This is a genomic window from Streptomyces sp. 5-10 (assembly GCF_014712245.1).
Lineage (GTDB): Bacteria > Actinomycetota > Actinomycetes > Streptomycetales > Streptomycetaceae > Streptomyces > Streptomyces violaceusniger.
In genome coordinates this window covers 22,643-46,225 of the sequence record NZ_JACVYG010000020.1, presented here as the reverse complement: position 1 = coordinate 46,225, position 23,583 = coordinate 22,643, and the positions used below count along the sequence as shown (strand labels likewise).

Here is a 23,583-nt window from a genome sequence, read left to right as displayed (position 1 = left end):
TGGCGGTCCCTACCGGCCATGAGCCCCGGCGGGTCATCCCGGACCGGTGTTCACCGTCTGGGTGATGGACGCCGAGGAGGCCGCGTAGTTGACGTCGCCGTTGTAGCTGGCGGTGACGGTGTGCGGCCCCTTCTGCAGCGGGTTGAACGTCGCGGAGGCGGTGCCGTTCACCAGTGTCACCACCTGGGGGGTGCGCTCGGTGATGGCCAGGGTGACGGTCCCGGTGGGCGTTCCCGCGCCGGGGGCGACGGGGGACACGGTCGCGGTGACCGTCACCGGATCGCTCACCAAGGAGGGGTTCGGGGAGGAGCTCACGGAGGTCGTTGTCGCCGCCGTCCCCACCGTCTGGGTGTCGGTGCCGCTGGAGGTGGCGAAGTCCGCGGTCCCGTTGTAGGCGGCCGTGATGGTGAACGGGCTCCCGGTGGTGGCCGTGTAGGTGTGGGTGACGGTCGCGATGCCGCCGGACAGGGTGCCCACGGCGGTGTTGGTGCCGTCGCCGAAGGAGAAGGTGACCGCTCCGGCCGGGGTGCCGGACGCGGACGAGACCGTCGCCCTGACGGTCACCGGCTGGCCCACCACCGAGGGGTCGGGGGTCGAGACCACCGTGGTGGTGGTCGCGACCTTGGCGTTGAGGGTCTGGGTGTCGGTGCCGCTGGACGCGTTGAAGTTGGTGTCCCCGTTGTAGGTGGCCGTGATGGAGAAGGGGCTGCCCGTCCTGGTGGTGTAGGTGTGGGTGACGGTCGCGACGCCGCCGGAGAGGGACACGGTGCTGTTGCCCGTACCGTCGCCGAAGCTGAAGGTCACGGTGCCGGTCGGGGTTCCGGCGCCGGGGGAGAGGGATCCCACGGTGGCGGTGACGGTCACCGACTGCCCGGTCGCCGAGGGGTCCGGCGCGGAGACCACGGTCGTGGTGGTGGCCGCCCGGCCCACGGTCTGGCTGTCGGTGCCGGTGGAGGCCGTGTAGTTGGTGTCCCCGTTGTAGGTGGCGGTGACGGTGTAGGGGCTGCCGGTCCTGGTGGTGTAGGCGTGGGTGGTGGTGGCCGTGCCGCCGGACAGGGGCGTGGTGACGGCCGGTGCGCCGTCTCCGAAGTCGAAGGTGACCGTCCCGGTCGGAATTCCGGCGCCGGGCGGGACCGGTGCCACGGTGGCGGTGAGCGTGACGGTCTGCCCGGTGACGCTGGGGTCGGGCGTGGAGGCGACGGCCGTCGTCGTGGCCGCCTTGTTGACCGTCTGGGTGTCGGTGCCGGTGGACGAGGCGTAGCCGCTGCTCCCGTTGTAGGTGGCGGTGACGGTGTACGGGCTGCCCGAGGTCCCCGCGTAGGCGTGGGTCACGGTGGCCACGCCGCCGGTGACCGGCGCCGTGGCGGCCGGTGTGCCGTCCCCGAAGGAGAAGGTGACGGTGCCGGTCGGGGTTCCCGCGCCCGGGGCGAGCGTGGTGACGGTGGCGGTGAGGGTCACGGTCTGGCCGGTGACGGTGGGGTCGGGGGTGGAGGCGACGGTCGTGGTGGTGGCCGCCCGGCCCACGGTCTGGGTGTCGGTGCCGGTGGAGGGCGCGAAGCCGGTGCCGCCGTTGTAGGTGGCGGTGACCGTGAAGGGGCTGCCCGCGGCGCCGGCGTACGCGTGGGTGGCGGTGGCCGTGCCACCGGTCAGCGGCGCGGTGATGGCCGGGGTGCCATCGCCGGGGTCGAAGGTGACGGTGCCGGTGGGCGTTCCGGCGCCCGGGGCGAGCGTGGTGACGGTGGCGGTGAGGGTCACGGTCTGGCCGGTGACGGTGGGGTCGGGGGTGGAGGCGACGGTCGTGGTGGTGGCCGCCCGGCCCACGGTCTGGGTGTCGGTGCCGGTGGAGGGCGCGAAGCCGGTGCCGCCGTTGTAGGTGGCGGTGACCGTGAAGGGGCTGCCCGCGGCGCCGGCGTACGCGTGGGTGGCGGTGGCCGTGCCACCGGTCAGCGGCGCGGTGATGGCCGGGGTGCCATCGCCGGGGTCGAAGGTGACGGTGCCGGTGGGCGTTCCGNAGGAGAAGGTGACGGTGCCGGTCGGGGTTCCCGCGCCCGGGGCGAGCGTGGTGACGGTGGCGGTGAGGGTCACGGTCTGGCCGGTGACGGTGGGGTCGGGGGTGGAGGCGACGGTCGTGGTGGTGGCCGCCCGGCCCACGGTCTGGGTGTCGGTGCCGGTGGAGGGCGCGAAGCCGGTGCCGCCGTTGTAGGTGGCGGTGACCGTGAAGGGGCTGCCCGCGGCGCCGGCGTACGCGTGGGTGGCGGTGGCCGTGCCACCGGTCAGCGGCGCGGTGATGGCCGGGGTGCCATCGCCGGGGTCGAAGGTGACGGTGCCGGTGGGCGTTCCGGCGCCCGGGGCGAGCGTGGTGACGGTGGCGGTGAGGGTCACGGTCTGGCCGGTGACGGTGGGGTCGGGTGAGGAGGACACCGCCGTCGTGGTGGCCGCCCTGTTGACCGTGTGCACATCGGTGCCGCTGGACGCCGTGTAGTCGGCGTCCCCGTTGTAGATGGCCGTGATGGTGTACGGGCTGCCGGAGGCCCCCGCGTAGGAGTGGGTGACGGACGTGAGGCCGTCGGCGAGCGGTGCGGTGGCGGTCGGCGTGCGGTCGCCGAAGTCGAAGGTGACCGTCCCGGTCGGCACCCCGGCCCCCGGGGCGATCGGCGCCACCGTCGCGGTGAGGGTGACGGGCTGACCGCTGACCGTGGGATCCGGCGAGGAGACCACCGCCGTCGTGGTGGCCGCCCGGTTCACGGCCTGGGCGTCGGTGCCGCTGGACGGGAGGAAGCTGGGGGCACCGTCGTAGGTGGCGGTCACCGTGAAGCCGTCGGCGCTCGTATAGGTGTGGCTGATCGTGGCCACCCCACTGGCCAGCGGCGCCGAGGCGACCGGAGAGCCGTCGCCGAAGTCGAAGGTGACCGTCCCGGTCGGCACCCCCGCCCCCGGGGCTACGGGGGCCACGGTCGCCATGAGGGCCACCGGCTGCCCGACCACGGAGGGATCGGGCGCGGAGGCCACCGTCGTGGTCGTGGAGGCGGGGACGACCGTCTGGGTGTCGGTGCCCGCGGACGAGCTGAAGTTGACGTCCCCGCTGTAGGTGGCGGTGACCGTGTGCGGGCTGCCCACCGCGGTCGTGTAGGCGTGGACCACGGTCGCCACCCCGGCGGAGAGCGACGCCGTGGCGGTCGCCGTGCCGTCGCCGAAGTCGAAGGTCACCGTGCCGGTGGGCACCCCGGCACCGGGCGGGGTCGGGGCCACGGTCGCGGTGAAGGTCACCGCCCGGCCGGTCACCGAGGGGTCCGGGGAGGAGGTCACGGTGGTCGATGTGGTGGCGGCGCTCACCAGCACCGTATGGGTCCTGGTGGCGGTGGAGGGCGCGAAGTCGGCGTCGCCGCTGTAGGTGGCGGTGACCGTGAAGGGGCTGCCGACCGAGGTCGCGTAGGGGTGGACCACGGTGGCCACCCTGCCGCTGACCGGTGCGGTGGCGGTCGGCGTGCCGTCGCCGAAGTCGAAGGTGACCGTGCCGGTCGGGCTGCCCGCCCCCGGGACCGCGGCGGAGACCCTGGCGGTGAAGGTGACCTGCTCACCGGCCACGGACGGGTCCGGAGAGGTGACCAGGGCGGTGGCCGAGTCCGCCTGACCGACCGTCTGCGTACCGGTTCCGGTGGAGGCGGTGAAGTCGGCGTCGCCGCCGTAGGAGACGGTGATGGTGTACGGGCTGCCGGAGGTGCTCGCGTAGGCGTGGGTGATGCTCGCCGAGCCCTGGACGAGCGGCGCGGTGACGGCCGGGCTGCCGTCGCCGGGGTCGAAGGTGACGGTGCCGGTGGGGATTCCGTCCCCCGGTACGGCCGGTGCGACGGTGGCGGCGATGGTCACCGCCTGGCCGGCCACCGAGGGGTCGGGGCTCGAGGTCACCGTGGTGTCGGTCGCGGCAGGGTGCACGGTCTGGGTGGCGGTGCCGGTGGACGCGGTGAAGTCGGCGTCGCCGCCGTAGTCCGCCGTGATGGTGTACGGACTGTCGAACGCGATCGGATAGGCGTGGGTGATGGTCGCCACCCCGCCGCTGACCGGCGCCGTGACGGCCCCCGTCCCGTCGCCGAAGTCGAAGGTGACCGTGCCGGTGGGGGTTCCGGCTCCCGGCGCGACGGCCGCGATGGTGGCGGTGACGGTCACCGGCTGGCCGGTGACCGACGGATTCGGCGACGAGCCGACCGTCGTCGTCGACAACGCCCGCTCGACGAGGTGCCTTTCCGTGTTCACCGAGCCGATGAAGTGGGCGTCCCCGCCGTAGGTGGCGGTGACCGTGTACGGGCTGCCCGCCGCGGTGGCGTATGTGTGCCCGGCCGTGGCCACACCGTCCGCCACCGGGACGTCCACCGTCGGGGTGCCGTCGCCGAAGTCGTAGGTCACCGTGCCCGTGGGCGCGCCCGCGCCCGGTGCGACCGGCGCCACCCTCGCGGAGAACGTCACCGGCTGGCCGGTGACCGACGGATCCGGCAGGTCGCCGATGGCGGTGGTGGTCGAGGCGCGGCCCACGGTGTGGTTGTCGGTGCCGAGGGACGTCAGGAAGTCCGCGTCGCCGTGGTAGGTGGCGGTGATGGTGTACGGACTGCCGCCGGCGTCGGTGTAGGCGTGGATGACGGTGGCCACGCCCCCGGTCATGGGCGCGGTGACGGGGGCCGTGCCGTCGCCGGGGTCGAAGGTGACGGTTCCGGTGGGGGTTCCGGCTCCCGGGGAGACGGCCGAGACGGTGGCGGTGAGGGTCACCGGCCGGCCCGTCACCGAGGGATCGGGAGAGGAGGCCACATCGGTGTGGGTGGCGGCCGGGGCGACGGTGTGGGTGTCGGTGCCGGTGGAGGCGGTGAAGTCGGCGTCGCCGCCGTAGTCCGCCGTGAGGGTGTACGGGCTGCCCGAGGTGTCGGCCCAGGCGTGGGTGACCGTGGCCACCCCGGCCGTGACCGGCGCGGTGGCGGGGGCCGTGCCGTCGCCGAAGCCGAAGGTGACCGTGCCGGTGGGGGTGCCCGCCCCCGGGGAGACCGCCGTGACGGTGGCGGTGACGGTCACCGGCTGGCCCGCCACCGACGGATCCGGTGCCGAGACCACCGCCGTCGCGGTGAGGGCCCGGCCGACCGAGTGGGTGACGAGGTCGCCGGAGCCCGTGAAGTCGGGGTCGCCCCCGTACGTGGCGGTGACGGGGTACGGACTGCCCGCCGCGGTCGTATAGGCGTGCACGGCCGTCGCCAGGCCGTCGACGACCGGGGCCGCGGCCGGGGTGGTGCCGTCGCCGAAGTCGAACGTCACCGTCCCCGACGGCGAGCCCCCGCCCGGTGCCACGGGCGCCACGGTCGCCGCGAAGGTGACCGGCCGGCCCACCACGGACGGCTCCGGCGCGGAGCTCACCGTGGTGGTCGTCGCGGACCGGAGGACGGTTTGCGGCTCGGTGTCCACCGAGGACCGGAAGTCGTCGCCGCCGCCGTACGTCGCGGTGATCGTGTAGGGGCTGCCGAGGCTGCTCGCGTACGCGTGCGGGAGGATGGCCGCCCCTCCGGCCAGGGGCACATCGACCGCCTGGGTGCCGTCGCCGAAGTCGAAGGTGACCGTGCCGGACGGCACCCCGGCCCCCGGCGGCACCGGCGCGACCGTCGCCGTGACGGTCAACTCCTCGCCCACCACCGACGGATCGGGATCGGCGGTCACCGTGGTGGTGGTCGAGGCCGGATGGACGGTGTGGGTGTCGGTGGCGGTGGAGGGCGCGAAGTCGCCGTCGTCGCCGTAGGTGGCGCTGAGGGTGTACGGGCTGGCGGAGGTCTCCGTGTAGGCATGGGTCACCGTCGCCACTCCGGCCACGCTGGGGGCGGTGACCGCCTGGGTGCCGTCGCCGAAGTCGAAGGTGACGGTGCCGTTGGTGGTGCCCGAACCCGGGGCGACGACCGCCACGTTGGCGGTGACGGTCACGGGCTGGCCGACCTCGGTCGGGTCCGGCGAGGAGAAGAGGGCGGTGGAGGTGGCCGCCGGGTCCACGGTCTGGGTGAGGGTGCCCGTGGATCCGGTGAAGCTCGCGTCCCCGCTGTAGGTGGCGGTGACGGCGTACGGGCTGCCCGCGGTGTGCGGGTAGGCGTGGACGGCGATCGCCGTCCCGGCGGTGAGGGGCGCCCGGACCGGCGGGCTGCCGTCGCCGAAGTCGAAGGTCACCGTGGAGGTCGGGGTCCCCGCGCCCGCCTGGCCCGACGCCACGGTCGCGGTGAAGGTGACCGGCTCGCCCGTCACGGACGGATTCGGCGTGGAGCTCACCGTCGTGGACGACGGGGCCGGGGTGACCGGCTGGATGTCCAGCCCGGCCGACCCGGTGAAGTCCTCGTCCCCGCTGTAGACCGCGGTGATGGTGTACGGGCTGCCCGCGGTGGAGGCGTAGGCATGGCTGGTCGTCGCCGTGTCGCCGGTCAGCGGGACGGTGACGGTCGGGGCGTCGTCGCCGAAGTGGAACGTCACGGTCCCGGTGGCGGTGCCCACGGCGGGCGGGAGGACCGCCACGGTCGCGGAGACGGTCACCGCCTCGCCGACGACGGACGGGTCCGGGGCGGAGGTCACCGTGGTCGCGGTGGCGGAGACGTCCATCTCCACCTGCTGGACGGCGGTGCCGGTGGAGGCGGCGAAGTTGTCGTCACCGCCGTAGGCGGCGGTGATGGTGTACGGGCTGCCGGCGGTCGAGGTGTAGGCGTGCGCCGTCGTGGCCACACCGTTCGCGACCGGCACGGTGGCGGCCGTGGCGCCGTCGCCGAAGTCGAAGGTCACGGTGCCGGTCGGCGCGCCCGCGCCGGGCGGCACCGGCGCCACCCGCGCGATCAGCGTCACGGTCTGGCCCACGGCCGACGGAGTCGGCGACGAGGTCACGACGGTGGTGGTCGCGGCCGGTGCGACGGCGTGGACGAGGGTGTTCTCGGACGGGGCGAAGTCGGCGTCGCCGCCGTACTCGGCCGCGATGGTGTACGGGCTGCCCGCCGTGCCGGCGTAGGCATGGGTGACCGAGGCCGAGCCGTTCACCAGCTCGGCGGTGACCGTCGGGGTGCCGTCGCCGAAGTCGAGGGCGACCGGCCCGGTCGGGGTGCCCGCGCCGGGCCCGGTGGGCGCCACGGTGACCGTGACCAGCTCCCCCGTGACGGACGGGTCGGGCGTGGCGGTGATCGTGGTGGTGGTCCCGGCCGGGTCGACGGGGTGGAGCCGGGTGCCGACGGACGCCACGAAGTCGGCGTCGCCGTCGTAGGCGGCGGTGACCGGGTACGGACTGCCGACCGCGGTGGTGTAGGCGTGATCCGTGGTCGCCGTACCGCCGGTGAGGGGGAGGGCGACGGGCGCGGTGCCGTCGCCGAAGTCGAGGGTGACCGTGCCGGTCGGCGTGCCGGAGGCGGGGGGCACGGCCGCGACGGTCGCGGTGAAGGTCACCGGCTCGCCGGTCACCGAGGGGGACGGCGAGGTGGTCAGCACCGTGGCCGACACGCCCTGGACGACCTGATGGTCGTCCGCCCCCGAGGAGGCGGTGAAGTTGGTGTCGCCGCTGTAGGTGGCCGTGACCGTGTACGGGGTCGCCGACTCCGGGTTGGTGTGGGCCACCGTGGCCGTGCCACCGGCCACGGGCGCCGTGACGGGTGGCGTGCTGTCGCTGAACTCGAACGTCACCGTGCCCGTGGGCGAACCGGCCCCCGGGGTGTCGGAGGTGACCTTCGCGACGAACGTCGTGGACTGCCCCACGCTGGACGGGTCGGGCACGGAGGCCACGGCGGTGGCGGTGGCGGCCGGTTCGACGGTCTGGGTGCCGGTGCCGCTGGACGCGGTGAAGTCGGCGTCGCCGTTGTAGGTGACGGTGACCGTGTAGGGGCTGCCCGCGGTGTCGGTGTAGGCGTACGTGGCGGTCGCGGTGGTGCCGGACAGGGGCGCGGTGAGGGGCGGGGTGCCGTCCCCGGGGTCGAAGGTGACCGTCCCGGTGGGGGTGCCCGCGCCGGGCGGCACCGCCGCGACCGTGGCGGTGAAGGTCACGGGGTCGCCCACCGCCGAGGGGTCGGGCGCGGTGGCCACGGCGGTGGCGGTGGCGGCCGGCCGCACGGTGTGCGAGTCGATGCCGAGGGACGTCAGAAAGTTGGCGTCGCCGTTGTAGGTGGCGGTGATGGCGTACGGGCTGCCGGAGGCGCCGGTGTAGGTGTGCGTGGCCGCCGCCTGGCCCGCGGCCACGGGCTGGGTGACGGTCGCGGTGCCGTCGCCGAAGTCGAAGGTGACCGTGCCCGTCGGCGTTCCCGCCCCCGGGGAGACGGCCGTGACCGTGGCGGTGACGGTCACCGGCTCGCCCACTGCCGAGGGATCGGGTGCGGAGGACACGGCGGTCGCGGTCGAGGACCGCCCCACCGACTGGAGGTCCGTCCCCGTGGAGGCGGTGAAGTTGGTGTCGCCGTTGTAGGTGGCGGTGACGGCGTAGGGGCTGCCGGTGGTGTCGGTGTACGTGTGGCTGGTGGCCGCCGTGCCGCTGGCGAGGGGTTCCGCCACGGTCGGGGTGCCGTCGCCGAAGTCGAAGGTGACGGTGCCGGTGGGAGTGCCCGCGCCGGGTGGTACGGCCGTGACCGCGGCGGTGACGGTCACCGGCTGGCCGACGACGGACGGACCCGGTGCGGAGCCCACCGTGGTGGCCGTCCCCGCCTGCTCGACGATCTGGGTGTCCGCGCCCGTGGAGGCGGTGAAGTTGGTGTCGCCGTCGTAGGTGGCGGTGACCGGGTACGGGCTCCCGGAGACGTCCGCGTAGGCGTGGGTCACCGTCGCCGCACCGTTCGCCAGCGGCCGGGTGGCGGCCGTGCCGTCGCCGAAGTCGAACGTCACCGTCCCGGTCGGCGCACCGGCCCCCGGCGGCGCGGGAGCCACCTGGGCGACGAAGCTGACGGGCTGTCCGGGCACGGACGGATCGGGGGCGGAGTTCACCGTGGTGGTGGTCGATGCCTGGCCGACGGTCTGGGAGTCCGTGCCCGCCGAGGCCGTGAAGTACAGATCGCCGCCGTACTCGGCGGTGACGGCGTACGGGCCGATCGACGGGGCGGCGTAGGCGTGGCCGGCGGTGGCCGTGCCACCCGTGAGGGAGACGGTCACGGCCGGGCTTCCGTCGCCGAAGTCGAAGGTGACGGTGCCGGTGGGGGTGCCCGCCGTGGGCGGAACGCCCGCCACCGCGGCGGTGAAGGCCACCGGCTGGCCGACGGCGGAGGGGTCGGGCGCGGAGGTGACGGTCGTGGTGGACGGGGCCACGTAGCCGAAGCCGTCCGGAACCGTCACGCTGCCCCCGGCGGTGGTGACGGTGATGTCGGCCGGGCCGGGGACGTTCGGGGGTGTCACCACGACGAGCAGGGTGTCGGAGATCGACCCGAAGGACGTGGCGGGGACGCCGCCGATGGTGACGGCGGTGACATGGCTGAGCCCGGTGCCGGTCAGGACGACGGGCTCGCCGCCCGCGGTGGCCCCCGTGGCCGGGCTGACGTCGGTGACGACCGGCACGGCGGCGTAGGTGTAGCGCAGCCGGTTGCTCACCCCGCCCACCGTGATGACGTACACCGGAACGGTGCCGGGCCCCGAGGCCGGGGGAGCGGTCACCAGGAGGTGCTGGTCGGAGACGGCCGTGGGGTGGGCGACGGAGTCGCCGAAGCGCACCAGCCGCGCGGTGCTCAGATTGACGCCGGTGAGCTCGACGATGCCGCCCCCGCCGAGCGGTCCGGCGACGGGTGTGATGCCGGTCAGAGTGGGCCACGGGATGTAGAAGAAGGAGCCGATGGGGGCCGTTCCGCCCGGGGTGGTGACATACACCGGGACCGAGCCCGTCCCCGAGGGGCTCACCGCGACGATGGTCTGGTCGTCGAGGACGGAGAAGCTCGCCGCCCGGCGGGTGCCGAAGAACACGTCCGTGGCGCCCGAGAAGTGGCTGCCGATGACGGTCACCAGCGTCCCGCCGCTGTAGGGGCCCTGGTGGGGGAAGATGCCGGCGAACTGGTTGAAGAGCTCGTACGTGCTCAGGGGGCGAACGGCCTCGGGACTCGTGCGCGCCCCGGGGAACACCGGCCGGTCCGGGTCGCCGGGGAGGGGGTCCATCAGGGTGCCGTGGCGGAGGGCGGCCAGCGCGTCGAGGCGGTCGGGCGCGGTGCGCACCACCAGCCGGTCGGGCATGCTCCGCGCCGGGAGCGGGATCGGCGCGCTGAGCGTCGGAACGAGCCTGTGGGATTCCGGGTCGACGACGGCGATGCAGTTCTCGCCGGGATCGGTGACGACGAAGAGTCCCAACGGGCGACAGGGCATGACGGCTCCGATCTGGCAAGGCGTCTTCCACTCCGCCGGAAAGGATGGGCAGCCCACCGGAATCGGACGGATTCAGTAACCCATTCCGGTGGGACCCGGGCAATGACCTTGACCGTGGCTCACCCGAATGGCGCAGCGCGCACCGCGCTCAGCGCGCATCGCGCCGCCTCGCCCTGTCGCCCTCGTGGTCCCGTGCCCGTGCCCGGGCGCACTCCCGGGTCGGGCGAACCGGCCCCGCGGAGGTCAGGCGAACCAGCCCTGCGGACGCGGGCGCGTATTGCGCCAGATGTGCTTGGCCTCCCGGTACTCCGCGAGCCCACTGGGCCCCAACTCCCGCCCGGTCCCCGACTGTTTGAACCCGCCCCACTCCGCCTGCGGGAGATAGGGGTGGTAGTCGTTGATCCAGACGGTGCCCAGCCGCAGCCGCGAGGCCACCCGCTGCGCCCGCTCCTCGTCGCCGGACCATACGGCCCCGGCGAGCCCGTACACGGTGTCGTTGGCCAGCCGCACCGCCTCGTCCTCACCGGAGAAACGTTCCACCGTGAGCACCGGCCCGAAGGACTCGTCGGCCAGTACCGACATCCCGCTGTGGCAGCGGTCGAGGACGGTCGGCAGGAAGTAATAGCCGTCGGCGAGGGCCGGATCGTCGGGGCGGGTGCCACCGCAGCGCAGCCGGGCGCCCTCCGCGAGCCCGGCCGCCACGTACGCCTCGACCTTGGCCCGGTGCGCGGCCGAGATCAGCGGGCCGGCCTGGGCCCGCTCGTCGAACGGCCCGCCGAGCCGGATCCCGCGGGCGCGGCGCACGACCTCCTCGACGAAGGCGTCGTGCACCGGGTCCTCCACCAGCAGCCGGGCCCCGGCCGAGCAGACCTGCCCGGAGTGGAGGAAGACCGCGGTGAGCGCGTAGTCCACCGCCGTGTCGAAGTCCGCGTCGGCGAAGACCACATTGGGGTTCTTGCCGCCCAGTTCCAGTGAGGTCCGCTTGACCGTGCCCGAGGCCGCGGCCATGATCCGGCGCCCGGTCCGCAGGCCCCCGGTGAAGGACACCATGTCCACATCGGGGTTGTCGGTGAGCGGGGCCCCGGCCTCGGCGCCCGGGCCGAGCACCAGGTTGGCCACCCCGTCCGGCAGTCCGGCCTCCGCCAGCAGCCGCATCAGCGCGATCGCGGTGCTGGGGGTGAGCTCACTGGGTTTCAGCACGAAGGTGTTGCCCGCGGCGAGCGCGGGCGCCACCTTCCACGCGGTCTGCAGCAGCGGATAGTTCCACGGCGTGATCAGCGCACAGACCCCGACCGGTTCATAGACCACCCGGCTGACGGCGTGCTCGCTGCCGGTGTCCACGACCCGGTCCGCCTCGGTGCGCACCAGCTGCCCGTAGTAGCGGAAGCACGCCACCACACCGTCGATGTCGACCTCGCTCTCGGCCAGGCGCTTCCCGGTGTCCAGGGACTCGGCGCGGGCGAGCGCGGCCTTGTCGCGCTCCACCAGACCGGCGACGCGCAGCAGCAGATCGCCGCGCGCCCCGACCGGGGTACGGGGCCACGGCCCCTGGTCGAACGCCTGCCGGGCGGCGGCCACCGCCTCGGCCGCGTCCTTGCCGCCGCCCTCGTCGACGACCGCCACCAGCGATCCGTCGGCCGGGCAGCGGATCTCCCGGGTGCGCTCGTCGATCGCGCCGGTCCACTGGCCACCGATGAAGAGGTCCGTCACGGGCATTCCTCCGCTTCCGGGGTCGGGACATGGTCGGTCACCCATCGGTGGAAGGCGCCGATGTGGTGTTCGCTGGGGACGAGCACCCCGCCGTCGCGGTAGGCGCGGGAGTCCATGGCGGGCTGGGTGCGCTCACAGGCGTCGAAGTCCTGGGAGTTGACCCGGTGGAACAGCTCCACCGACTTCGACAGATCCCGTTCGGACGCCACCACTTCGGGTGCGTAGAGCCAATCGCATTCGACCAGCGTGCGATCGGGGGCGAGCGGGAACATCCGGTGCATGATCACGTGGTCGGGGACCAGATTGAGGAAGACCTGCGGCCGTACCGTGATCGCGTAGTAGCGGCGGTCCTGCTCGTCGGCGATCCCCGCGAACCGGTCGAACCCCTCGCTGCCGTCCACGGTGAACCCCCGGGCCTCCTCGGCGAACTCGGCGCCGTGCCCGACGAAGTACTGCGCCGCCAGACCGTCGGCGAACTCCGGGAGCACGTCGGTGAGTTCGGGGTGGATCGTGGCGCAGTGGTAGCACTCCATGAAGTTCTCGACGATCAGCTTCCAGTTGGCCTTGACGTCATAGGAGATCCGGCGGCCCAGCGCCAGCCCCGCCACGCCGTAGCGCTCCACGGAGTCCGCGTCGCCGAGCCGTTCGGCCACCGCCCCGATGACCGTCTCCTCGAACGACGGTGGCTCCTCGGCCAGGCAGACCCAGACATAGCCGAGCCATTCGCGAAGCCGTACCGGCACCAGTCCGCGCTCGACCCGGTCGACATCGGGCATCTTCGATAGGTTGGGGGCGGCGGTGAGCCGGCCGTCCAGGTCGTAGGTCCAGGCGTGGTACGGGCACTGCAGCGAGCGCCGCACCGTACCGGACTCCTCGGTGCACAGCCGGGCGCCGCGGTGGCGGCAGATGTTGAGGAACGCCCGCGGCTCACCCCGCCGGTTGCGGGTGATCAGCACGCTCTCCCGGCCGATCCGCACGGTGCGGAAGGCGCCCGGCCGGTCCAGGTCGGCCCCGCGCACCGCGCAGAACCACATGGCCTCGAACAGGTGCTCCTGCTCCCGGCGGAAGACCCCGGGAGCGGTGTACCAGTGGCCGGGGAGCGTGGCGAGCAGACTGGGGGTCGTGACGGCGGGGGACTCGGGAGCCACAGTCATGGGTTCTCCTCAGGCGGGCGCGGCGATCAGCCGGCGGGGGTCGAAGAGCTCGATGGGGTGGGCGGTGTCACCGGTGAGTGCCAAGGGGTCCTCCAAGCGGGTCCTCCAAGCGGTCGTTTCCCGCTCTCGCGGCGCTCGGCGTCAGCGGCGGATGCGTTCCATGCGCGGGTCGAAGAGGGGCTCGGCGACGACGGTCGCGGGCACCTTCTCGCCGAAGTACTCGATGTGGACGGCGGTGCCGGGCACGGCGGCCGCGGCGGGCAGCCAGGCGTAGGCCACGGTCCGGCCGACGGTGTAGCCGTAGGACGCGCTGGTCACATAGCCCGCCGGGACGCCGTCGGCGTACACCGGCTCCTTGCCCATGACGACCGCGGCCGGGTCGTCCAGGGTGAGACAGGTCAGCCTGCGCGCCGCGGTCTCCTCGGAGCGGCCCTCGAGCGCCGCGCGCCCGATGAAGTCGCCCTTGTTCATCCGGACGGCGAAGCCGACCCCGGCCTCGTAGGGATCGTGCTCGGTGGTCATGTCATGGCCCCAGGCGCGATAGCCCTTCTCCAGCCGCAGGCTGTTGAAGGCCGAGCGCCCGGCGGCGATCACCCCGTGGCGCTGTCCGGCCTCCCACAGGGTGTCCCACAGCCGCAGGCCCAGGTCGGCGGTGGTGTACAGCTCCCAGCCGAGCTCGCCGACGTAACTCAGCCGCATCGCGGTCACCGGGACATGGCCGATATGGGTCTGCCTGGCCTTGAAGTAGCCGAACGCCTCGTGCGAGAAGTCGTCGTGGGTCAGCGGCTGGACCAGCTCCCGGGCGAGCGGACCCCACACGCCGACGCAGCAGGTGCCCGGCGTGATGTCCGCGATGTGGACGTCATCCGGCGCGTGGCGCAGCAGCCAGTCCAGGTCCAGCCCGCCGTTGGCGCCCACCTGGAAGTGGTGCTCGGAGAGCCGGGCGACGGTGAGGTCGCTGCGGATGCCCCCGGCCTCGTCCAGCAGCAGGGTGTAGGTGACCGCGCCGGGCTTCTTGGCCAGCTGATTGGTGGTCATGCGCTGGAGGAAGTCCAGCGCCCCGGGGCCGCTGACCGCCAGCCGCTTGAGCGGCGTCATGTCGTACAGCGCGACCCGCTCCCGGGTGGCCCTGGCCTCGGCGGCGGCGATGGGCGACCAGTAGCGGGCCGACCAGGCGTCGCGCGGGGGCAGTTCGACGGACTCGGCGAGCGGGGCGTTCGCCTCGTACCAGTGCGGCCGCTCCCAGCCCGCCGCCTCCAGGAAGTACCCGCCCAACTCTCGCTGCCGGACGTGGAAGGGGCTGACCCGCAGCGGACGGGGCTGCTCCATCGGCTGCAGCGGATGGATGACGTCGTAGACCTCGACGAAGTTCCGCTGTCCCCGCTCGGTGACGTAGGCGGGGGAGCGCTGGGCGTCCTCGAAGCGGTACAGATCGCATTCATGGACGTCCATGCCCGGCCGCCCGTCCGTCATCCACTCGGCCACGGCCCGGGCGACGCCCGCGGAGTGGGTCACCCACACCGCCTCGGCCAGCCAGAAGCCGCGCACCTCGCGGGACTCGCCGATGACCGGCATGCCGTCGGGCGTGAAGGAGAAGACGCCGTTGAAGCCCTCCTCGACCCGGCTCGCGCCGAGCGCGGGGAGCAGCCGGACGCTCTCCTCCCAGCTGGGGGCGAAGTCCTCCGGGGTGAACGGCAGCGAGGACGGCATCACCGGGGCGTCGTCGTACGCGGGCAGCCGCGCCGGGTCCACGGGGAGCGGGCGGTGGGCGTAGCTGCCGATGCCGATGCGGTCGGTGTGCTCGCGGTAGTACAGGTCGCGGTCCTGGAACCGCAGGATCGGCTTGCTCGCCTCCGTACGGGGGTCGTTCACCCCCGCGAGCTCGGGCAGCGGCCCGGTCTTGGCGTACTGGTGGGCCAGCGGCTGCAGCGGGACGGGGACCCCCGCCATCGCGCCGATCAGCGGGCCCCAGAAGCCGGCGGCGGAGACCACGATGTCGGCCGGGAAGGTGCCCCGGTCGGTGACGACGGCGGTCACCCGGCCGCCCTCCCGCTCGATGGCGGTCACGGTGTGCCGGTCCAGGAAGCGGGCGCCGTGCGCGGTGGCCCGCTCCATCTGGGCGCGGGAGGCGAGCAGCGCCCGGGCCAGCCCGTCGTCCGGGGTGTGGAGGCCGCCGAGGATCCGCTCCGGGTCCAGCATCGGCCACATCTCGGCGCACCGGGCCGGGCCGAGCAGCTCGGCCCGCACCCCCCAGGAGGCCGCGAGACCGGCCTTGCGGTGCAGATCGGCCCAGCGCTCCTCGCTGGTGGCGATCTCCAGACCGCCCACCGGGTTGAAGCAGGGCAGCCCGTCGACCTCGAGGGAGGAGAACTTCTCCACGGTGTACCGGGCGAAGTCGGTCAGGGTCTTGGAGGGGCTGGTCTGGAAGACCAGACCGGGGGCGTGCGAGGTCGAGCCGCCGGGGGCGAGCAGCGGGCCCTGCTCCAGGACGGTGACGTCCCGCCAGCCACGGGCGGTCAGCTCGTCGGCGAGCGAGCAGCCGACGATCCCGGCCCCGACGATCACGACACGGCAGCTCAAAGGGGTGTTCACAGGACCACCACCGACCGCAGCACCTCGCCGCGCTGCATCTTCGCGAACGCGGCCTCGACCTCGTCCAGCGTGATCGTCTCGCTGACGAACGCCTCCAGATCCAGCTTGCGGCTGAGGTGGAGGTCGACCAGGACCGGGAAGTCCCGGCTGGGCAGGCAGTCGCCGTACCAGGACGACTTGAGCGCGCCGCCCCGCGAGAACAGATCGATCAGCGGCAGATCGATGCGCATCTCCGGGTCCGGCACCCCGACCTGCACCAGCACCCCGGCCAGATCGCGCATGTAGAACCCCTGGGTGTAGGTCTCGGGGCGGCCCACCGCGTCGATGACCACATCCGCGCCGAAGCCCCCGGTCAGCTCGCGCACGGCCTCGACCGGGTCCGTACCACGGGAGTTGACGGTGTCGGTGGCGCCGAAGCGGGTCGCCGCGTCCAGCTTGGCGTCGTCGATGTCCACGGCGATCACCCGGCGCGCCCCGGACAGCGAGGCCCCGGCGATCGCGGCGTTGCCGACGCCGCCGCAGCCGATGACCGCGACCGTGTCGCCGTTGGACACCCCGCCGGTGTGCACGGCCGCGCCGTAACCGGCCATCACCCCGCAGCCGATCAGGCCCGCCGCCTCGGGGCGCGCCGAGGGGTCGATCTTCACCGCCTGCCCGGCCGCGACCAGCGTCTTCTCGGCGAACGCGCCGATGCCCAGCGCCGGGCTGAGCGGGGTGCCGTCGGTCAGGGTCATCGGCTGGGCGGCATTGCGGCTGTCGAAGCAGTACCACGGGCGGCCCCGGCGGCAGGAGCGGCAGCCGCCGCACGGCGCCCGCCAGGCCAGGACCACATAGTCACCGGGGGCGAGTGCGGTGACGCCGGGGCCCACGGCCTCGACCATCCCGGCCGCCTCGTGCCCGAGCAGATACGGGAATTCGTCACCGATAGCGCCGTCCCGGTAGTGCAGGTCGGTGTGGCACACGCCGCACGCCTGTACTCCCACCAGCACCTCACCGGGGCCGGGCTCGGGCACGAGAACGGGCACCACCTCCACCGGGGCGCCCTTTTTGACCGCGACGACGGCGCGGGCTTCTTGCGGCATGGCTCACTCCTCTGTTCTCCTGCGCTCGCAGGGACCGGTGCACGGGAGCTGGCATGACTGCCTCGAGGGAGGGTGAGGCCGAGGCCGTTCAACGGCCGCCGGTTACCCCCCAGTTGCGTATAGCGCGGCGTGTTGCGCGATGAGAGACATCCTGAAAGTCGCCGCCCCGTGCGGTCAAGGGGTGCGCGTAAACCGTCTGTGAACCGGCGCTGACGGGAAATTCGCGTAGCTCGCACGCCTCTCGGTGCCCCTGGTCACGGACGCGACGAGGGGGCCGGAGTCGTCCGGCCCCCTCGTCGGGTGGGTGGGGTGGTGGGGTGGCTCAGCCGGGGAAGCCCATCCGTCGGGACAGCTCCTCGGCGGTCTTCACGGCGTACTCGGCCAGATCGGGCAGCCGGCTCTGCGCCATCCGGTACGCCGGTCCCGAGACGCCGATCGCCCCGATGACCGCGCCGTCGTGGCCGCGCACCGGCGCCGCCACCGCGTTCAGCCCGATCTCCAGCTCCTCGCAGGAGTAGGCGAACCCGCGCTCGGCCGCCGTCTCCAGCTGCTGCCGCAGCTCGGCGGAGGTGGTGATGGTGTGCTCGGTGAAGCGCGGCAGCTTCCGCGTCACCAGCCGCTCCCGGCGCTCGCCCGACAGATGTGCGAGCAGCACCTTGCCGCTCGCGGTCGCGTGCAGCGCGGTGCGCCGCCCCAGCCAGTTGAAGGCGGTCACCGCGGCGGCGCCGCGCGCCTGCATGATGTTGACCGCCGCGTCCGCGTCCAGAACGGCGATATTGGCCGTCTCGCCGGTCTCGTCGGCCAGCGCCCGGCACACCGGGGCGCCCTCCTGTGAGATGTCCAGGCGGATGGCGGCGGCGCCCGCGAGTCTGAGCACCCCGGCGCCCAGGTAGTACTTGCCCCGGTCCCGTTCCTGCCCGACGAGTCCGCGGTTCTCCAGTACGCCGAGCAGCCGGAAGGCGGTCGACTTGTGGACCCCCAGCTCGTCGGCGATCTCGGTCACTCCGGCCTCGCCGAGTCTGGCAAGGATCTCCAGGACGCTGACCGCCCTGTCCACCGACTGCACTGCCCCGGCGGCCCCCCGCTTCTCCTCGGCCCGATCCTCGGTCGTGTTCGTCATGGTTCTGATCTCACCATCCGGCGGCTCTGCGTGGGGCCCCTCGGGCCGGGGAACTCTTGACGGCTGCCTTCCCGATCTGGATTCTGTTGCGCATCGCGCTTTTCAGTGCACTATCCACAACGCATGATACCGATCAACGTGAGGGGGGCCAATGATTCCCGTCTGCCGTATCGAGGACCTGCCGGAGGGTGAGTCGGTGCGTATCGAGGCCGGCGACGCCACCGCGCCGATCGCGGTGTTCCACACCGACGGTGCGTTCTACGCCATCGATGACACCTGCAGCCACCAGGACGCCTCCCTCTCCGACGGGTGGCTGGAAGGCTGCTACGTGGAATGCCCGCTGCACGCCGCGCTGTTCGATCTGCGATCCGGCGAGCCGACCTGTCTGCCCGCCCGTAAGCCCGTACGGACCCACGCTGTCACGGTCGTGGACGGAATGCTGTATGTCCACCCCGCGGCGCGGACCGTTCCCGGTCAGCCCGTGCACGCGGCGCCGGAAGAAGCCGTGGCATGACGGCGGTCGGGACGGTCGCCGTGGTCGGGGCCTCGCTCGCGGGTCTGCACGCGGCGCGGGGCCTGCGCTCCCAGGGGTACGACGGGCGGCTGGTCGTCGTCGGGGAGGAGCGCCACCGCCCCTACGACCGTCCGCCGCTGTCCAAGGAGTTCCTGACCGGGGACGGCGACCCGGGCGAGGGGCTGGGCCCGCTCGCCCTGACCGACCCCGAGGAGGAGGCCGAGCTGGACGCCGAGTGGCTGCTCGGCGTCCGGGCCGAGGCGCTGGACACCGCGGCCGGTGAGATCCGTCTCACCGGCGGCCGCGCCCTGCGCGCCGACGGCGTCGTCATCGCCACCGGCGCCACGCCCAGAACGCTGCCCCTCCCGCGGCTGGACGGGGTGCACACCCTGCGCACCCTCGACGACGCGCTCCGGCTCCGCGCCGAGCTGCGCGCGGGTGCCGCGCGGGCGGTGGTGATCGGCGCGGGCTTCATCGGCGCCGAAGTGGCCTCCTCCTGCGCCGCCCTCGGGCTCGACGTCACGGTCGTGGAGGCCGCGCCGCTGCCAATGGTGCCCCAACTGGGCGAGGAGATGGCCCGGGTGTGCGCCGGGCTGCACGCGCGGGGCGGGGCCACCCTGCTGTGCGGCACCGGTGTGGCCGGTCTGCGCGGCGGCGGCCGGGTCACCGGCGTGGAGCTCACCGACGGGCGGGTGCTGCCCGCCGATGTGGTGGTCGTCGGGGTCGGGGTGCGCCCCGTCACCGGGTGGCTGGAAGGCTCCGGTCTGGCCCTGGACGACGGGGTGCGGTGCGACGAGGGCTGTGTCACCGCGCTGCCCAACGTCGTGGCCGTCGGGGACGTGGCCCGGCTGGACCGGCCGGGCACCGCCCGCACCGTCCGGGCCGAGCACTGGACCAGCGGCATGCTCCAGGGCGACGTCGCCGCCCGCAATCTGCTCGCCGGGTCCACCGTCGCAACGTTCGACGCGCTCCCCTACTTCTGGTCCGACCAGTACGGTGCGCGGATCCAGTACGCCGGGCGGCGCGAACCCGGGGACACGGTCCGGATCCTCGAGGGGGACCCGGCCGACGGCGGCGGCTTCCTCGCCGTCTACGAACGGGACGGGATTCCCACCGCCGCCCTCGGCGTGGACCGGCCCCGGCCCTTCATGCGGCTGCGCCGCGAGCTGGCCCGCGCTCCGCAGCCGGCCGGGAGGTGACCGTCGGGTCCGCCTCACGGGCCCGCTCCCGGCGGCGCCGGCGGCGCAACTCGCGGGCCGTGCTGCTGGGCCGGGACACCACCCCGTAGCGCTGGCGCCAGACCTGCCGGGTCACCCACACGTCCAGCACCCCCCAGGTCGCCACCACCGTGCTCGCCACCGTGGCGAGCACGACGGGGAAGGCGGACCACGTGCCCGCCAGGGTGCACAGCAGAGCGACCATCACCTCCACCAGAGTCACGGCGATGATGATGACCGCCCGCACCGCCGCCGTACGGACGGGATCGGGCAGCCGCCGCCTGCGCGCCGGCTCCTCGGTCCACAACGGCCGGACCCCGTGCGCCGGGATGTCGCGATCCTTGTCCATCGCGTCCATGACGCTCCCACCCCTTTCCATGCTCTGCCTCGGTGCGGCCGAGTCAGATAGCGGGACTTGGGTCGTATGCCCCCCTAGTGTGCCCCGTTGGATCACGAATGGCACCGACCCCGGGTTCCCCCGGGGAGGGGAAAACAAGCCAAGCGCCGCCGAATGGCCTCATCCGGCGACCGGGGGAGCAGTGCCGAGCGGAGGGGGGTAAGTCGGGGAATCGCCCGACAACTCCTGATCACGGACCGTAAAGGACTCCCTGCATCAAGTGGACATGCCTTCGATCTGTCCAACCGGCAGTAGTAGGCTCGCGCCCGCTTGTTGTCGAAAACTCGGAACCCCGCCCCTGGAATCGGGGTTGACGTTAGGGAGGCCATGCGCTTTCGCGGTAAGTCCATCCGCAGGAAGATCGTGGCGCTGTTGCTGGTGCCGCTCGTGTCACTGACGGCGATCTGGGCCTTCGCCACGGTGATCACCGGTCGGGAGGCAATGCAACTGCTGGACGCGTCCGACATCATCGACAAGGCGGGCCAGCCGGCCGAGGACGCGGTGCACGCCGTCCAGAAGGAGCGCCGGCAGACGCTCATCCTGCTGGCCGATCCGCGGCAGTCGGACGCCCTGCCCGTGCTCCACTCCCTGCAGCGCAGAACCGACCAGGCGATCGACAAGCTGCGGGCCGCGGAGTCGGACGGCGATGTGCACGGCAAGATGAACGACGACTCCGAGGAACAGCTCGACAACATCCTCAAGGCCGCGGACGGACTGGACAGTCTGCGCCGCAAGGTCGAGGACGACGGCATCTCCTCGACCCAGGCGTATGAGTACTACAACAAGCTCGTCGACCTCTGCTACACCTTCCGCAGCTCCCTCCACGCGGTGCCCGACACCGACCTCGACAAACAGGGCCGCGCGCTGGTCGCCATGATCCGCGCCCGGGAGGCGCTCTCCCGCGAGGACGCGCTGTACGTCTCGGCGCTGACGGCGCGCAAGATGACGCTGGCGGACCTCCAGGCGATGTCCGACCTCATCGCCGAGCGCACCCTGCTCTACGAGATCAACCTGCCGATCCTCCCCGACTCCGAGCAGAAGGTCTTCGCCGACTACCGGCGCACCAACGCCGCCCCCGCCGCCCTGCGCGTGGCCGAGGGCAAGATCCTCTCCTCGATGGACCCCGCCACCGCCATCACGTCGCTGGACCAGGAGCACTGGGAGGCCGCGGCCCAGCCCGTCCTCAACGACTACGACCGGCTGGGCGAGGAGGCCACCGACCGGCTCCAGAAGCGCATCGACCCGGTGGCCAGCAGTGTGATGCTCAAGGCGGGGATCGCCGGCATCCTCGGCCTGCTCGCGCTCATCGTCTCCATCCTCGTCTCGTTCCGGATCGGCCGCAGCCTGGTCCGCGATCTGTCCCGGCTGCGCCGGGACGCCCAGGAGGTCGCCAGCGTCCGGCTGCCGAGCGTGATGCGCCGCCTCGGCGCGGGCGAGCAGATCGACGTGGAGACCGAGGCGCCCCGGCTGGACTACGGCCCCGATGAGATGGGCCAGGTCGGCCAGGCCCTCAACACCCTCCAGCGGGCCGCCGTCGAGGCCGCGGTCAAACAGGCCGAACTCCGCCAGGGCGTCTCCGATGTCTTCGTCAACCTCGCCCGCCGCAGCCAGGTGCTGCTGCACCGTCAACTCACCCTGCTGGACACCATGGAGCGGCGCACCGAGGACACCGACGAGCTGGCCGACCTGTTCCGCCTGGACCACATGACCACCCGTATGCGGCGGCACGCCGAGGGTCTGGTCATCCTCTCCGGCGCGGCCCCCTCCCGGCAGTGGCGCAAGCCGATCCAGCTGATGGACGTCGTACGCGCCGCCGTCGCCGAGGTGGAGGACTACGAGCGGATCGAGATCCGCCGGCTGCCTCGGATCGCGGTCGTCGGCCCGGCCGTCGGCGACCTCACCCACCTCGTCGCCGAACTCCTGGAGAACGCCACCGTCTTCTCGCCGCCGCACACCGCCGTCCAGGTGCACGGCGAGCGGGTGGCCAAGGGCTTCACCCTGGAGATCCACGACCGCGGTCTCGGCATGACGCCCGACGCGCTGCTGGAGGCCAACCTCCGGCTGGCCGAGACCCCCGAGTTCGAGCTGTCCGACACCGACCGGCTCGGGCTGTTCGTGGTCAGCCGGCTCGCCCAGCGGCAGAACGTGCGGGTCTCGCTCCAGCCCTCCCCGTACGGCGGCACCACGGCCATCGTGCTCATCCCCTCCAACCTGCTCACCGACGAGGGCGCCCGGGGGGACGCCGACGACCGCGGCACCGACGACCGCGCCGCCGGCGGCCGTTACGCCGACACCGCGCGGCCCGGCGTGGGCGACGTCCGGCTCGGGCCCGTCGACGAGGCCGAGCAGGACTCCCAGCTCGCCTCCCTGACCGCGTCCCTGATGCACGAGGCCCACGACGACGCCGACGAGGACGACGAAGTGGGCGGCATCTTCCGCGCCCGCGGTCTGAAGGCGCGCCAGTCCGTGCGCACCGGGCCCGTCCCGTCCACCGTGGAGCAGCACCAGCAGGCTCCGGACGGCCCGGGCCCACAACCGGGCGGCGGCCCCGCGCCGCTGCCCCGCCGTGTCCCGCCGGTCCTGGTCGCCGACCACGGCCGGCCGGTCGAGGGCACGTCCGGCGGACGGCACGGCCGTACGCAGGGCCCGGGGCAGCCGTCCTGGGCCGAGGGCTCCGAACGCCAGGGCCAGGGCCAGGACCAGGCCCAGGGCCGCGGCCAGGGCCCGCGGCGCACGGGGCCGGAGCGCCGGGAGCCGGAGCGCCGGAAGCCGGAGCGCCGGGGCCCGGAGCAGAGCCCGGTGCCCACCCAGCGGGCGGCCTCCGGCCTCCCCAAGCGGGTACGGCAGGCCAGCCTGGCCCCGCAGCTGAAGAACGACCCCGCACCCCCGACCGACGACCGAACCCCTGCCGAGATCGATCCCGAGCGCGAAGCCGAACAGGCGAGGGCCACCATGGCCTCGCTCCAACGGGGCTGGCAGCGCGGTCGGCGGCAGTCGGCCACCGGATCCGGAGGCGCGGACGCAAGCCCGGGAACGACACACGAGGGGGACGGTCGATGACCGCATCGAACGCCGCAGCGCCCAACGGATCGCCCAACGCGTCGGGCGAGCTGAACTGGCTGCTGGACGAACTGGTCGGAAGAGTGGGCAGCATCCGCAAGGCGCTGGTGCTCTCCGGGGACGGACTCCCCACCGGCGGCTCACGCGATCTGTCCCGCGAGGACGGTGAGCACCTGGCCGCCGTGGCCTCCGGCTTCCACAGCCTCGCCAAGGGCGTCGGCCGCCACTTCGACGTCGGCCGGGTCCGGCAGACCATCGTCGAGCTCGACGACGCCTTCCTGTTCGTCACCGCGGCCGGTGACGGCAGCTGTCTCGCCGTCCTGGCCGACGCCGACTCCGATGTGGGCCAGATAGCGTACGAGATGACGCTGCTGGTCAAGCGGGTGGGCGTGCATCTGGGCTCGGCCCCGCGCTCCACCGGGTGACGGAGGC

General features: G+C 73.3%; 11 protein-coding genes. 4 read left to right on the top strand and 7 right to left on the bottom strand.

Features of this window, described 5'->3' with window-relative positions; translation table 11 throughout:
* Positions 1-33 precede the first annotated feature (33 nt).
* From IEJ02_RS22605 to IEJ02_RS22580, 6 genes are all read right to left on the bottom strand, one after another.
* Positions 34-10,101 (bottom strand): Ig-like domain repeat protein, encoded by a 10,068-nt coding sequence (locus IEJ02_RS22605; protein WP_498067088.1) that lies wholly within the window; start codon positions 10,099-10,101, stop codon positions 34-36.
* 447 nt (positions 10,102-10,548) lie between these two features.
* On the bottom strand, positions 10,549-12,015 hold the full coding sequence (locus IEJ02_RS22600; protein WP_191066524.1) for an aldehyde dehydrogenase family protein: 1,467 nt from the start codon (positions 12,013-12,015) through the stop codon (positions 10,549-10,551).
* Positions 12,012-13,169 (bottom strand): aromatic ring-hydroxylating oxygenase subunit alpha, encoded by a 1,158-nt coding sequence (locus tag IEJ02_RS22595; RefSeq protein WP_191066523.1) that lies wholly within the window; start codon positions 13,167-13,169, stop codon positions 12,012-12,014. Before IEJ02_RS22595 ends, IEJ02_RS22600 begins: the two co-directional genes overlap by 4 nt.
* Before the next feature lie 141 nt (positions 13,170-13,310).
* Entirely contained in the window at positions 13,311-15,761 is a 2,451-nt protein-coding gene (locus IEJ02_RS22590; RefSeq protein WP_191066522.1) for a GcvT family protein, read from the bottom strand.
* The gene (locus IEJ02_RS22585) at positions 15,758-16,843 is read right to left on the bottom strand and encodes an S-(hydroxymethyl)mycothiol dehydrogenase (protein ID WP_191066521.1); all 1,086 of its coding nucleotides are present in this window, start codon (positions 16,841-16,843) and stop codon (positions 15,758-15,760) included. Before IEJ02_RS22585 ends, IEJ02_RS22590 begins: the two co-directional genes overlap by 4 nt.
* Positions 16,844-17,165: 322 nt before the next feature.
* Entirely contained in the window at positions 17,166-17,963 is a 798-nt protein-coding gene (locus IEJ02_RS22580; protein WP_137976695.1) for an IclR family transcriptional regulator, read from the bottom strand.
* Positions 17,964-18,114: 151 nt separating this feature from the next.
* Here IEJ02_RS22580 and IEJ02_RS22575 point away from each other — a divergent pair, with 151 nt between their 5' ends.
* Positions 18,115-18,477: a bifunctional 3-phenylpropionate/cinnamic acid dioxygenase ferredoxin subunit gene (locus IEJ02_RS22575; RefSeq protein WP_191066520.1), complete on the top strand. Its 363-nt coding sequence runs from the start codon at positions 18,115-18,117 to the stop codon at positions 18,475-18,477.
* Positions 18,474-19,676 carry an NAD(P)/FAD-dependent oxidoreductase gene (locus IEJ02_RS22570; protein ID WP_191066519.1) on the top strand — a complete coding sequence of 401 codons (1,203 nt, stop codon included), beginning with the start codon at positions 18,474-18,476 and terminating at the stop codon, positions 19,674-19,676. The genes IEJ02_RS22575 and IEJ02_RS22570 overlap by 4 nt, the downstream gene beginning before the upstream one ends.
* Here the strand turns inward: IEJ02_RS22570 and IEJ02_RS22565 are convergent.
* Positions 19,624-20,052 carry a hypothetical protein gene (locus IEJ02_RS22565; RefSeq protein WP_191066518.1) on the bottom strand — a complete coding sequence of 143 codons (429 nt, stop codon included), beginning with the start codon at positions 20,050-20,052 and terminating at the stop codon, positions 19,624-19,626. The two genes, IEJ02_RS22570 and IEJ02_RS22565, sit on opposite strands and share 53 nt — an antisense overlap.
* 366 nt (positions 20,053-20,418) lie before the next feature.
* Here IEJ02_RS22565 and IEJ02_RS22560 point away from each other — a divergent pair, with 366 nt between their 5' ends.
* Positions 20,419-23,151, top strand: coding sequence for a nitrate- and nitrite sensing domain-containing protein (locus IEJ02_RS22560; RefSeq protein WP_191066517.1), 2,733 nt, complete (start codon positions 20,419-20,421; stop codon positions 23,149-23,151).
* Positions 23,148-23,576 (top strand): roadblock/LC7 domain-containing protein, encoded by a 429-nt coding sequence (locus IEJ02_RS22555; RefSeq protein WP_137976693.1) that lies wholly within the window; start codon positions 23,148-23,150, stop codon positions 23,574-23,576. Before IEJ02_RS22560 ends, IEJ02_RS22555 begins: the two co-directional genes overlap by 4 nt.
* Positions 23,577-23,583: the final 7 nt, after the last annotated feature.